Annotated in this window: 13 protein-coding genes; 7 read left to right on the forward strand and 6 right to left on the reverse strand. The window is 68.1% G+C overall.

Annotated features, from left to right (window positions below):
- Positions 1 to 69 precede the first annotated feature (69 nt).
- Complete coding sequence (locus RCF13_RS00585; protein WP_134968732.1) at positions 70 to 855, reverse strand: dienelactone hydrolase family protein; 786 nt, start codon at positions 853 to 855, stop codon at positions 70 to 72.
- 133 nt (positions 856 to 988) lie between these two features.
- Here RCF13_RS00585 and RCF13_RS00590 point away from each other — a divergent pair, with 133 nt between their 5' ends.
- Entirely contained in the window at positions 989 to 1582 is a 594-nt protein-coding gene (locus tag RCF13_RS00590) for an SMI1/KNR4 family protein (RefSeq protein WP_134968731.1), read from the forward strand.
- A gap of 59 nt (positions 1583 to 1641) precedes the next feature.
- Here RCF13_RS00590 and RCF13_RS00595 read toward each other — a convergent pair whose 3' ends face one another.
- The 4 genes from RCF13_RS00595 to RCF13_RS00610 all read right to left on the reverse strand — a co-directional run bounded on the left by RCF13_RS00595 (position 1642) and on the right by RCF13_RS00610 (position 7684).
- Complete coding sequence (locus RCF13_RS00595) at positions 1642 to 2175, reverse strand: hypothetical protein (protein WP_134968730.1); 534 nt, start codon at positions 2173 to 2175, stop codon at positions 1642 to 1644.
- Between the two features lie 95 nt (positions 2176 to 2270).
- Positions 2271 to 3680, reverse strand: coding sequence for a UDP-N-acetylmuramoyl-L-alanine--D-glutamate ligase (gene murD, locus RCF13_RS00600; RefSeq protein WP_134968729.1), 1410 nt, complete (start codon positions 3678 to 3680; stop codon positions 2271 to 2273).
- Positions 3661 to 5013, reverse strand: a complete 1353-nt coding sequence (gene murL, locus RCF13_RS00605) for a UDP-N-acetyl-alpha-D-muramoyl-L-alanyl-L-glutamate epimerase (protein ID WP_061479208.1) — start codon at positions 5011 to 5013, stop codon at positions 3661 to 3663. Before murL ends, murD begins: the two co-directional genes overlap by 20 nt.
- A 76-nt stretch (positions 5014 to 5089) precedes the next feature.
- On the reverse strand, positions 5090 to 7684 hold the full coding sequence (locus RCF13_RS00610; protein WP_134968728.1) for a bifunctional aspartate kinase/diaminopimelate decarboxylase: 2595 nt from the start codon (positions 7682 to 7684) through the stop codon (positions 5090 to 5092).
- A 75-nt stretch (positions 7685 to 7759) separates the two neighbouring features.
- On the opposite strand from RCF13_RS00610, the gene RCF13_RS00615 reads away from it, so the two are divergent.
- Both RCF13_RS00615 and RCF13_RS00620 read left to right on the forward strand, forming a co-directional pair.
- Positions 7760 to 8635 carry a PhzF family phenazine biosynthesis protein gene (locus RCF13_RS00615; RefSeq protein WP_231352596.1) on the forward strand — a complete coding sequence of 292 codons (876 nt, stop codon included), beginning with the start codon at positions 7760 to 7762 and terminating at the stop codon, positions 8633 to 8635.
- 113 nt (positions 8636 to 8748) lie between these two features.
- Complete coding sequence (locus tag RCF13_RS00620; RefSeq protein ID WP_231352595.1) at positions 8749 to 9627, forward strand: PhzF family phenazine biosynthesis protein; 879 nt, start codon at positions 8749 to 8751, stop codon at positions 9625 to 9627.
- Positions 9628 to 9726: 99 nt separating this feature from the next.
- On the opposite strand, the gene RCF13_RS00625 is transcribed toward RCF13_RS00620, so the two are convergent.
- A complete protein-coding gene (locus tag RCF13_RS00625; RefSeq protein ID WP_061479212.1) occupies positions 9727 to 10158 on the reverse strand; it encodes an OsmC family protein in 432 nt (143 codons plus the stop codon).
- Between the two features lie 372 nt (positions 10159 to 10530).
- Between RCF13_RS00625 and RCF13_RS00630 the strand changes: the two genes are divergently transcribed.
- The 4 genes from RCF13_RS00630 to RCF13_RS00645 all read left to right on the forward strand — a co-directional run bounded on the left by RCF13_RS00630 (position 10531) and on the right by RCF13_RS00645 (position 12807).
- Entirely contained in the window at positions 10531 to 10929 is a 399-nt protein-coding gene (locus tag RCF13_RS00630; protein WP_005415606.1) for an HU family DNA-binding protein, read from the forward strand.
- Positions 10930 to 11224: 295 nt separating this feature from the next.
- On the forward strand, positions 11225 to 11533 hold the full coding sequence (locus tag RCF13_RS00635; RefSeq protein ID WP_005415605.1) for a DUF3861 family protein: 309 nt from the start codon (positions 11225 to 11227) through the stop codon (positions 11531 to 11533).
- Between the two features lie 56 nt (positions 11534 to 11589).
- Entirely contained in the window at positions 11590 to 12129 is a 540-nt protein-coding gene (locus RCF13_RS00640) for a hypothetical protein (RefSeq protein ID WP_134968776.1), read from the forward strand.
- A gap of 81 nt (positions 12130 to 12210) precedes the next feature.
- The gene (locus RCF13_RS00645; RefSeq protein WP_005415603.1) at positions 12211 to 12807 is read left to right on the forward strand and encodes a DUF1439 domain-containing protein; all 597 of its coding nucleotides are present in this window, start codon (positions 12211 to 12213) and stop codon (positions 12805 to 12807) included.
- Positions 12808 to 12872 lie beyond the last annotated feature (65 nt).

A 12872-nucleotide genomic window follows, 5' to 3' on the forward strand; every position in this document is an offset into this window, starting at 1 on the left:
CGACCAACGGTCGGCACCCACCAAACCGGCATTCCGGTGGGTGCCGACCGTTGGTCGGCACGCCGTTTATTACCGGAAGCGTTCCTCGAAGAACTCATCCAGCGCCTTCCACGCGCGCTTGGCCGCCCGCTCGTTGTACTGGCAGCCCGGTGGGCTGTTGGCGTCGCGCTCGGCGAAGCAGTGCACGGCACCGCTGTAGTTGGTGAACTCCCAATCGACCTTGGCCGCATCCATTTCCTTCTGGAAAGCGGCGATGTCCTCGGCGGTCACGCTCCTGTCATCGGCCCCATTGAGCACCAGCACGGACGGATGGGTGCCACCGGCCTGCGCCGGCAACGGCGAACCCAGCCCGCCGTGCAGGCTGACCACAGCGGCCAGCGGCGCACCGGCGCGGGCCAGCTCCAGCACCGTGGTGCCACCGAAACAGAAACCGACCGCACCGATCCGGCTGGCATCCAGCGGCACCTTGCCGGCCTGCGCCTTGAGCACGTTCACCGCCTCCAGCGCGCGGGCACGCAGCAACGGTCGGTCGTTGCGCAGCTTGGTCGCCACCGGCCCGGCCTCGGCATCGGTCTTCGGCCGCACACCCTTGCCGTAGACATCGGCCACCAGCACCACGTAGTCGTCACCGGCCAGCTGCTTGGCCTTCTCGATGGCCGATTCGTTCACGCCCTTCCAGTTCGGCACCATCACCAGGCCGGGGCGCTTGTCATGCTCGCCATCGTCATAGACCAGCACACCACTGAAGGTCGTGCCCTGGTGCTTCCACTCCACCGGCTGCGTCTTCATCGCCGCCCAGGCCGGCATCGCCGCCAGCCCCAGCATCATCGCCACACCGCATCGCCAACGATTCATGCGCCTGCTCCGCAAGAAAAAGGGGACGGAGGGGATTAAGCCGTAATCGCCCCTCCCGCGTCGCATTCTGCATTGGCGGCGTGACGCAGGTGTGGTTGGATACGACTTAATCCCCTCCGCCCCCTTTTCTCGCATGAATCCTGTTGATCGCTTTCTGTCTGGCCTGATCCCGCGTTTGCCTGCCGAGGATGTCCCGCAGTGGGCACATGTCCAGGGCGCCAGCGCCGAGGACCTGCAGCGCCTGCGTGCGCAGTGGCCGCAGGTGCCGGACAGCCTGGTGGAACTCCTATCGCGCGTGGATGGCACCCACTACCGAGAGTACCCCGGCGGCAAGGTCTGCGTACTGATGCTGGGCTCGGACGTGGAGGACGGTGGCTACCCGTACTACCTGCGATCGGTCGCGCAGATCTTCGAGGACCAGCAGCGGTGGGACGACAGCATCCGTTCCATCTACGAAGAGTGGCTGGATGAGGAACCGGAGATTCTCGGCGAGGGCATCGACGCGGATCTGCCGATGAACCGCCGGCTGTGTTTCTCGCACTGCATGAACAACGGTGGCACGTCGACGCTGTACCTGGATTTCGATCCCGCGCCAGGCGGCACCGTCGGCCAGGTGGTGCGCTACCTGCACGATCCGGACAGCTATGCAGTCATTGCGCCGGGCTTCGATGCGTACCTGCAGGAGCTGATTGATCGCGATTACGCGTTCATCGATGAAGACGGATGAAGGCAGCCGAGCGTGGGCTCGGCTCTACAGTAGAGCCACGCCATGCGTGGATGACGACCTCACCCACGCTCGATCCAATGCAACGTGCCCGGCTCGAACGCCAGCAGATCCGCTGCGGCCAGCTGGCCACGCGGCCAGTGACGTTCCGGCGGCTTCGGCTGCCGGGCACCCACCGAACCGTCGTAGTCGCGCACCAGCAGGCCGATGCGCGCGGCCCCAGCCTGCAACAGCGCATCGATACGCTGCAACCACTGGCCGGCATCGTCCAGGGCTTCATCGCGGCGTGCCTGCTGATCCAGTTCATGCCGCGCCAACTGCGCCGCCAACGCGCGCGTGATCTTCGCTTCGCTCCAGCCCTTCTTCCGCCAGCGTTCGGCATCGCCCTTCCACTCCCGCTCGGCCCGCGACGAGGCCAGCGCGGTACCGCAATCGCAGTGCACGGCACTCAACCACGGCTGCCAACCGGGCCCGACCGCTGACTGCAGGCTGGGCGAATCCTGCGCGAACAGGCGCCGGCCACTGCGCTGCATGATCGCGGCGGCTTCAATGTGCGATAAGGATGCGGGCAGGAACAGGGTAATGAAGGTGCACACGCGGCTATCCGGGTCCGTCCGGGGATGCGCCCATGGTAACTCGCCGGGGTCAGAGCCCTTTCCTGAGGAAAGGGATCCGACCCCGATCCGGCGGATCAGGCGATGCCCAACCCCGGAATCGCGCTGATGCTGTCCGGATCGAATCCGGCCAGTTCGGCGAAATGGCGGCCACGCGCCACGTAATCGCGGTAGGCCCCGAAGCTTGGCGCACCCGGCGACAGCAGCACCACCCCGCCCTGCGCGCCCAGCGCCGTGCGCGCCAGTGCCATCGCCTCGGGCAGATCAGCGGCGGCGTGCAGGCCGAAGCGACCGGCGTCGGCCAGCGGCTGCAGCATCGTGTGGATGCGCGGGCCGTTGCTGCCCATGGTCACGATCTCCACCGGCGGCACATCGTGCGCCATGTGCTGCATGAAGTCGGTCCAGTCCAAGCCACGGTCGTGCCCGCCCACCAGCAGCGCGATGCGCTGCCCAGCAAAGCACTCCAGCGCGGCCAGGCTGGCATGCGGCGTGGTGCTGATCGAATCATTGACGTAGGTCAGGCCATGGGCCACGCCGATGCGCTGCAGGCGGTTCGGCAGCGGGCGGAAATCCTGCACCGCCGGTGCCAGCGCCACCGCGTCCAGCCCCAGTGCCTCCAGCGCGGCCAGCACCGCGCACAGGTTGCCGCGGTTGTGGCGGCCCGGCAGCGGCGTGTTGCGGGTATCGAACACCGCCTGTTCGCCGCGATGCACGATTTCGCCCCGCATATGCCAGCCCTGCGGCTGGTTGAACCAGACCACCTCACTATCGGGCAGCGACAGTGCCGCCAGGTGCGGATCGGCGGCATTGAGCACGGCAATGCGCGGCGCGGCTTCCGTCACCAGCCGCAGCTTGTCCTCGATGTAACGCTGTTCGCTGCCGTGCCAGTCCAGGTGTTCCGGGAACAGGTTCAGCACCACCGCCACCTGCGGGCGGGCGCCACTGCGCGCCACTTCACCAGTCTGGTAGCTGGACAGCTCGACGGCCCAGTACTCGGGCGCCGGCTGCGGGTCCAGCACCTCCAGCAGCGGCAGGCCGATGTTGCCGACCAGTCCGGTGCGATGCCCGGCCGCGCGCAACAGGTGCGCGACCAGCGCGGTGGTGGTGCTCTTGCCCTTGGTGCCGGTCACGCACACGGTGTCGTGCACGATGCCATCGTCGGCCGCGTGTTCGGCGAACCACAGCGCGGTGCCGCCGATGAAGGTGGTGCCCTGCGCTGCCGCCGCCAGCGCGATCGGCTGATAGGGACTGATCCCGGGCGATTTGATCACCACGTCGAACGCGGCCAGCGCTTCAGCAGAAGGCTCGCCACGGACGTCCAGCGCGCCCTGTGTTTCCACGCGTGCGGCCCCGACTTCGGCGGCCGGGCAGAACAGGCTCAGCGGCAGCGTGGGCAGGCGCTCACGCAGCACCGCAAACGCGGCGCGGCCCTCGCGGCCCCAGCCCCACAGCGCGACGCGCTTTCCTTCAAGCTTCGAAATCTTCACGCACCCGTTCCCACAGCGCAGCCGGAACGCGGTGCTCGCCCTGCAGTTGCAGCAGCGGTGCCAGTTCCAGTTCGGCGGCATCCAGCTGCGGCTGGATCTCGTTGCAGAAGCGCTTCACCAGCACGTCTTCCTTCCACTCCGGGCGCTGCGCCAGCGTCGCCATCGCCGCACGCGATTCGCGGCCTTCACCCACGCACTCGAACGGCTTGTGGTCCTGGAATTCCAGCAGCGCATCGAAGCCACCGGCCTGCTCGGCATCGTCCAGCAGGTTGCGGCCGAAGATGCGCACCAGGCGCGTCTTGGGCATGAACGGGGCCAGCGCCAGGAACACGAAATGGCACTTAGGGCAGACGCCACACCAGCGGTTCACCGGGCGCTCGCCGAGGATGTGGAAATTGCGGTTGCAGCTGGAGAAGTGCGCGTCGTAGAAATCAGTCTTGGCGAACTGGCGGGCCACCGCCAGCTCGGACATCGGGCGCAGCAGCGAGTAGTACTGCAGGTCCGCCGCCACGTACTTGCGCACATGGCTGCCGAACGCCTGCTCGCAGGCCCAGCCCTTGGACCACTGGTGATTCACTTCGCCGGTGCCCGGAATCTGGCTGCCGTAGCTGGCCGAACGCTCGTTGGAGAACACGACCTGGTCCACGCCGTGCAGCAACGCGGCCAGCACCATGATTGCCGAGTTCACCACCGTCACCGGGATATGGCCGTTCCAGGCACCCTGGCGGTTGAGCTCGAACAGTTCCGGTGCCAGCGTGCGGCCCAGGTTCAATGTCGGCAGGCCGGTGCGCTCGGCGCACGCACGGATCAGCTGCGAGCCACCGATCCAGGTCACCGTCTCGTCCACGCCGGCACGGCGCAGCGCTTCGATGCTGACCAGCGAATCCTTGCCGCCGCCGATGGCCACCAGCGCGTGCGGCCGCAGGCCCAGCGCCGGCGCCTGCACGGCCTCGCCCTGCACCGGCAACCGGAAGCGGCCGCGCAGGTTCAGGCCGTTGCGGTAGGCGAATTCGCCCAGGCCATTGAGGTAAATGGTCTCCACCAGTGCGGCGGTATCGGCATCGATGCTGTAACTGTCGATGCTGACCGTATCCGGTACGCCGGCCTTGTAGTAGCTGACGCCGGCGATCAGGTGCAGCAGCTGCAGCGCACGCTGCACGGCGGCGGCGCGCGCCTCGTCCAGCACGAACGGGGCGCCGGGCACGGTGATGGTTTCCACCATCTCCGGGCCGTCGTCGAAGGCGTAGACCAGCCGGGCCACGCCGGTATCCGCCGCGAAGTCGCAGCGGACGAAGCGGAAGCGGGAAACCTGGTGTTTGTCGAAAGCAGTCATGGTGTATCCGGTCAGGCACGGGTCCGCGCGAGGGCGCGGGGCGTGTCGGTGGGCGGGTGCAGGGCGCGGGCGGTGTTCATTCGATCACGTCTTCGCGCGGCAGCATCCGCTGGTTGTAGGTGTTGGCCATCACATAGCCGTAGGCACCGGCATCGGCGATCAGCATCACGTCGTCCGGCGCGGTCGACACCGGCAGCTTGCGGCGCTTGCCAAACACATCGCTGGATTCGCAGATCGGGCCGACCACGTCGAACGCCGCTTCGGCATAACCGCCCTGGCGGCTGAGGTTCTCGATGTCATGCCAGGCGTCGTACAGCGCCGGGCGCATCAGTGCGTTCATGCCGGCGTCCAGGCCGACACGGCGCACGCCGTCCTTTTCCACCACCTGGGTGGCATGGGTCAGCAGCACGCCCGATTCGGCCACCAGGTAGCGGCCCGGCTCGATCGCCAGGCGGAATGCCGGGTGCAGTGCCTTTACCTCGGCCAGGCCCTCGGCCCAGGCGTCCAGGTCGAAGGGTTCGTCTTCATCGCTGTACGGAATCGGCAGGCCGCCACCGATATCGATGGTCTGCACGCTGCCGATGCGGCGGGCGAAACCGGCCAGCTCATCGCACATCAGGCGCCAGTGCTGCGCGGTTTCCACGCCGCTGCCCAGGTGCGCATGCAGGCCCACCACGCGGCTGCCCAGTTCGGTGGCCGCGCGCACGAACTCGTCGACGCGGGCGATCGGCAGGCCGAACTTGGACTCCTTGCCACCGGTGCGGACCTTGGCGTGGTGGCCCTCGCCCCGGCCCAGATCGACGCGCAGCCACAGCTCGCGATTGCGGAACAGGTCCGGCCAGCGCTGCAGCGCTTCCACGTTGTCGACGGTCACGGTCACGCCCAGCGCAAACGCCGCCTCGTACTCGCTGCGCGGGCAGAAGCTGGGGGTGAACAGCACGCGCTTGGGCGACAGTTCCGGCAGGTGCTGGAACACATGCTTCAGCTCGCCGTGCGACACGCACTCCAGGCCGAAGCCTTCGGCTTCCAGCAGCTGCAGGATGGCCGGGTGGCTGTTGGCCTTGATCGCGTAGTAGCGCTGGTCGATCGGCTTGATCGCGGCCAGTGCACGGGCGCGGGCGCGCACCGTCGGCAGGTGATAGACGTAGCGCGGCGTACCGGCATCGGCCAGCTGCAGCAGGTGCGCACGCTGACCGCGCCACCACGGCGTGCCGCGCGGGCGCACGGTGCCGGCAATCTCACGCCAGCGCGGGCCGAACACTTCGGTCTCCTCCACCGGCATCGCGCCGCTGTCGATCAGCTCTGCGTGCAGGATTGGCAGCAGGCCATCGGCATCGGCCTCGTCGATGACGAAGGTCAGGTTCAGGTCGTTGGACGACTGCGAGATCATGTGCACGCGCTCGCGGCCGAAGGTGGCCCACACGTCCGACAGCTTGTGCAGCAGCGACCGCATGCCGCGGCCCACCAGGGTGATCGCCGCGCACGGCACGATCACCTTCACCTTGCAGATCTGCGACAGGTCGGCCGACAGCGCGGCCAGCACATCGGTGTTGACCAGGTTCTCGGACGGGTCCAGCGACACGGTGACGTTGGTCTCGGCCGAACCGATCAGGTCCACCGACAGGCCGTGCTTCTTGAACAGGTTGAACACATCGGCCAGGAAGCCGACCTGCTGCCACATGCCGATGCCTTCCATCGACACCAGCACGATGCCATTGCGGCGGCTGATCGCCTTCACCCCCGGCACCGGTGCGGCGCTGCCATCGATGCTGGTGCCCGGCAGTTCCGGGCGCTCGGTATCGAGGATGGCCATCGGCACGCCGGCATCGCGGCACGGCTTGATCGAGCGCGGGTGCAGCACCTTGGCGCCGGTGGTGGCGATTTCCTGCGCTTCGTAATAGTCCAGGCGGGTCAGCAGGCGTGCGTCCGGCACGTCCTTCGGATTGGCGCTGAACATGCCCGGCACATCGGTCCAGATCTCCACCCGGCTGGCGCCGAGCAGCGCACCGAAGTACGCCGCCGAGGTATCCGAGCCACCACGGCCGAGGATGGCGGTACCGCCATCGGCATGCCGCGAAATGAAGCCCTGGGTGATCAGCAGGCGGGTCGGCTGCGCGCGGAAGCGCTGCATCCACTCCGCGTCGGCGCGCCACTGGCAGTTCACCGACAGCCGCTGCGACCAGTCGCTCTGGTTCGGCTGCGGCGGCATCGCGTCCAGCCACTGGCGGGCATCCATCCAGCCCATGTCCAGGCCCGAGGCGCGCAGATAGGCCGCGCCCAGGGTGGAGGACAGCAGCTCGCCCTGGCCCAGCACTTCGGCCTGCCAATCCAGCGGACGGGTGACCGCCCGCGCATCGTCGAGCAGGCCCTGCAGCGCCGCCAGCCGTTCGGCCAGCACCTCGCGGCCCAGGCCGAGTTCGGCCAGGAAGCCCTCATGGCGCTCGACAAGCGCTGCCACACGATCACCGCTGTCCGGCGCGCCGTCGGCAATCGCGGTCAGTTCGTTGGTGACCCCGGACAGCGCCGATACCACCACCAGCACGCGCGATCCGGTCTCTTCCGCGCGTTTTTTCGCCAGCTTCCCGATCGTGTCCCAGCGGTGACGACGCGACACCGAAGTGCCGCCGAACTTCAGTACGATCCAACGATCGACAAGGGGGGAAGCTGACATGGATTGGCTATGTAGAATGTGGGGAAGCCGCCCTCGGGGGCGGAACCTTTGATTCTAAGCGCAATATCCCCGTAGATGGCCGTCCTCCGTTACCTGCAGCTCGATGTCTTCGGTCCCCGCCCCGGAACCGGCAATCCACTGGGCGTCATCCTGGACGCCGACGCGCTCTCCAGCAGCCAGATGCAGGCCCTGGCCGCCTGGCTGAACCTGTCCGAGACGGTGTTCTTCCTGCGCCCCACCGCGCCCGGCGCCGATTACCACATCCGCATCTTCACCCCGACCCGTGAGCTGGCCTTCGCCGGCCACCCCAGCGTCGGCGCCGCCTGGGCGGCGGTGACCTGCGGCCTGGCCCAACCGCGCGCCGGCGCCCTGCTGCAGCAATGCGCGGCAGGGGTGCTCCCAGTACGGGTGAGCGGCCCGGCCGAGGCACTGGAGATCCAGCTGGCCAGCCCGCCGGCACGGCAACTGGACACGGAGGCAGGCGGAGCGCCCGCCGCGCTGTTGGCGCTCGCTGCCGACGGGCAGGTGCCGGAACTCTGGGACAACGGCGCACGCTGGTGGCTGCTGCCACTGCGCGATGCCGACGCCGTGCGCAGCCTGCTGCCGGACATGGCCGCGCTGGCCGACTGGAGCCTTGCCACCGATGCCACCGGCGTGGCGGTGTTCGCCGATGAAGCCGGCACCGGCCACACCCGCGTGGTGCGTGCCTTCTGCCCCGCTGATGCGCCCGCCGTGCCCGAGGATCCCGTGACCGGCAGTGCCAATGCACTGATAGGCGCCTGGCTGCGGCAGCACAATGCCCTGCCCGGCCGCGAGGGCCGCTACGTGGCCAGCCAGGGCCGCGAAGTCGGTCGCGATGGTCGCGTGCAGGTACAGGTCGATGCGCAGGGCACGGTATGGATCGGCGGCCAGGTGCAGCCGGTCATCGACGGCCAGATCCGTTGGCTGTAGAGCCGAGCCCACGCTCGGCTGCTTCTTCTCACACCCCGACACAGCCGAGCATGGGCTCGGCTCTACAACCGCGCGTTAAGCTGCGCGCCACCCGATCCTGGAGTTTCGCCCCGATGACCACCCGCCGTTTCCTGCAGCTGGATGTGTTTTCCCCGCGCGCCGGCGCTGGCAACCCGCTGGCCGTGGTACTCGATGCCGATGGCCTGGACGATGCCAGCATGCAGGCCATCGCGCGCTGGACGCGCCTGCCCGAGACCACCTTCGTGTTCCCGCCCCAGGCTGCCGGTGCCAGCTACCGGCTGCGCATGTTCAGCCCGCAGAAGGAAGTGCCGTTCGCCGGCCACCCCAGCGTCGGCACGGCGCATGCGGTGCTGCAGGCAGGCCTGGCCACACCGATCGACGGCGTGCTGGTGCAGGACGGCATTGCCGGTGTCCTGCCGCTGCGCGTCAGCGGTGAGGGCGCGCAGCAGCGCATCGCCATCCGCACCCCGCGCGCGCAGCTGGCCGAGACGACCGAGGTCACCGATCCTCGCCTGCAGGCCGCACTGAAGGGCTGGCCGCTGGGCACGCTGCCGCCGGCACGCATGCAGGGCGGACGCAGCTGGTGGGTGGTTCAGGTGGCCGATGAAGCGGCATTGCGCGCGCTGCGCCCGGACTGGGACGCGGTGGCTGCGCTGGCCGAGTCCACCGACAGCATGGGCGTGTTCGCCTATGCCTTCAGCGATGGCAGTGAGGGATTCGATCTGGCCGTGCGCGCTTTCGTCGGCAATGGTCGGCGCTTCGAGGACGCCGCCTCGGGGGCCGCCAATGCAGTGCTGGCCGCGTGGCTGGACCTGCGCGACGCGCTGCCACGTGGCCGTGCACCGTTCGAAGTCAGCCAGGGCCGCGAAGTCGGCCACGATGCACGCCTGACCCTGCGGGTCGACGAGGACGGCGAGGTCTGGTCGGGCGGCCAGGTGCAGACCGTCATCACCGGCACCCTTGATTGGTAAAGGGATACTGTAGAGCCGAGCCCACGCTCGGCTGCTCTTCGGCCAGATCACGGGAGCTGCAGAAGCCGAGCATGGGCTCGGCTCTACAGATGCGCCGGCTCAGCCCAGCTCGGCTTCCAGGCTGATCGGCACGGCGCTCAGTGCCTTGGACACCGGGCAGTTCTGCTTGGCGTCATCGGCAATCGCACGGAACTGCGTCGCGTCGATGCCCGGCACCACCGCCTTCACCTTCAGCCGGATCTGCGACAACTGCGGACCGCCTTCCAGCGACAGGTCGACCTTGGCTTCGGTGTCCAGCGAGGTCGGGGTGAAGCCGGCTTCGCCGAGCTTGGCTGACAGCGCCATGGTGAAACAACCCGCGTGCGCGGCGGCAATCAGCTCTTCCGGATTGGTGCCCTTTTCGTCGCCGAAGCGGCTGTTGAAACCGTAGCGGGTCTTGTCCAGCAGCCCACTCTGCGGCGTGCTCAACTGCCCCTTGCCCGTCTTCAGATCGCCTTCCCAGTGCGCGGTGGCGTGTCGCGAGATTCCCATTGTGCTGCTCCTGCGTGGCGGTGATGAACGGCTACCCTCGCACGCCACGCGTTAGCCCTGCGTCGCTCCGCCGCACGCCGGACGTCGCCCCCGAGCCCGGCGCGTGGACACTTCCGCGCCAGCCCGGAACGCATTTTCCTCTTGTTTTCAGTGGTTTCGCGCACCCCACCGATCGGCGGGCGCCGGCGATCGAACACGCTGGCGTGCCCCCATCCCCCACCGCCGGCCATGTACTGAATCGGCCTGGATATGAAAAAACATGCACTTTCCGCGCTTCGGGCTATTGGCGGCGCCCAAGAGTTGCCCTACATTGCGCTTGCCGACGGGGTTCGGCGCCGACCAAACAACCAACCGTTCACGGAACAGGAAACCATGGCAAAGACCGCTAAGAAGGCTGCCCCGAAGAAGGCAGCGAAGAAAGTCGCGACGAAGGCAGCCGCCAAGCCGGCCGCTCCGAAGCCGATCAAGGAAGTGCTGACCAAGTCCGGCCTGGTTGCACACATCGCTGAAGCCTCCGGCGTCATCGCCAAGGACGTCCGCGCTGTGCTGGCCTCGCTGGAAAGCGCCGTCGCCTCCTCGGTGCACAAGAAGGGCGCTGGCTCCTTCACCCTGCCGGGCCTGCTGAAGATCACCACCGTCAATGTGCCGGCCAAGCCGAAGCGCAAGGGCATCAACCCGTTCACCAAGGAAGAGCAGTGGTTCGCCGCCAAGCCGGCCACCACCAAGCTGAAGGTGCGTCCGCTGAAGAAGCTGAAGGACGCCGCGCTGTAAGCGCGCGCCCCAACGTGGATTCCGACGGGACGGCTCTGGCCGTCCCGTTTTTTTTTTGCGTGCCCGGCGGTAGATCCACGCCATGCGTGGATGCGTCGCGCTGCGGCAATCCGCAACACAGCGTTGCCGCCTCCCCGGGAATGCCCGTACAGGCCCGTCACCACTGGCCGAGCGCAGCCTGGGCAGGTGCTGGAACGTACCGGGTGGAACACTGCGTGCAGCGCCGGCCGTCGCCTCAGGCCGTGGCCTTGCCTATGGTGGGCACATCCTCCACAGCTACGGCGAGCACACCCTCATGGCCAGCCCCTCCACCCGCTACCGGATCTCGGTGACCCCCATCGAAAAGGACGGGCTGCAGTGCACAGGGCGCTGCACCATCGAACTGGAGCATCGCGCCAGCCGCGACCTGATGCGCCTGCTGGAGGCGGCCCCGCGTACCGCCGGTATCAGCGGCGACGAGCGTGCGACCCTGGTGATCGCCACCCAGCTGCTGCGCGACATCGTGCAGCGCCATGCCGAGACCGGCGGCCACGCACTGGCGGCCATCGCCGGCCAGGTCCTGCCAGCGCTGGACGCTCTGGATCAGCTGCCCTCCTCCCGCTGATCCCGGCGCAATCGCTACACTGCCACCCTCCAGGTTGCCTCGGGGAGGAGGCAGACATGCGCAGGATAATGTTGCTGATCGCCCCCCTGGTGCTGCTGGGCTGTTCACGCCCGGCAGCACAGACGACCGGCGACATCGCGGCAGCGTCCGCTCCCGTCGCTGCTACCGCAGCCGTGGACACCCGCACCGGCCCCGATCCCGCAGCAGTGCAGGCAAGTGAAATGCCGGTGCTGTCCGCTGTCGCCGACGATGCCGAGCCGCCATCGACGATGCTCAACCGCTACGTAGCGGCATTGCTCAACCGCGACCGCGCCGCCAGCGATGCCGCCTGGACGATCCCGCCCAGCGACCCGCGGCATGCGGACGACGCCGCGCTGCGGCAGCTGCAGGACCTGCGCACCCTGCGCCTGCACAGCGATCCCCCGGTCGCCCGCGACGACCGGCAGCCACCGCAGCTGCTTGAAGTGCCGGTGCAGATCCGCGCGGTCACCGCCAACGGTACATTCCGCTTCGGTGGCTGGTACCGCGTGCAACCCAGCAGCGACGGCAGCGCCTGGCAGATCCAGTCGGCGCAACTGCGTCCAATGCTGGACTGAACCGTTACAGCCGCATGCACGCGCGATTCAGCCTGCACGGCTACTCTTTGATCCATCCATTCCCTGCCATCGGTCACCGCCATGCGCCTGCGTTCCCTGATGACCCGCCTCGCTGCCTCCACCGTACTGATCGCCGCTGCGATCGGCGCGCAGGCGGCTCCCTCCATTTCCGGCCGCGAACTGTCGGTGGGTGCCAGCGACGTCCAGCAGTACCTCGATGGCAGCTTCCCGCGCACCCAGGACGCCCTTGGCGGCCTGATCTCCCTGACCATGAGCCATCCTCAGCTGAGCCTTCCGGCCGGCGAGCGCTTGAACCTGGGCATGGACGTGGCACTGGCCACCGCCGGCGGCAACCCGGCCAAACTGGGTACGGTCAAGCTCAGCAGCGGCCTGCGCTACGACGCGCAGACCCAGGGCTTCCACCTGCAGCAGCCCAGCGTGGACGACTTCACCCCGGCCAACCAGGGCGGCCGCCTCGACTCACGCACCCGTGGCCTGCTCAATGCCTGGCTGAGCGACTACGCCCAGCGCGAACCGATCTACAAGCTGGATCCGGCGGTGGCCGGGGTGCTCGGCGCGCTTCAGGTACAGGCGGCACAGGTCAAGAACGGCAAGCTGGTGGTCACCTTCAACCAGAACCTGGGCAACCTGGTGCCGGCAGGCCTGCTGGGCAAATAAGGTAGTGCCGGCCGCCGGCCGGCCCTACCGGTAGAGCGGATCACGCGGCCAGCGCTTTTACCACC

Origin of the sequence: Stenotrophomonas maltophilia group sp. RNC7 (assembly GCF_030910085.1) — a bacterium.
GTDB classification, from domain to species: Bacteria; Pseudomonadota; Gammaproteobacteria; order Xanthomonadales; family Xanthomonadaceae; genus Stenotrophomonas; species Stenotrophomonas sepilia.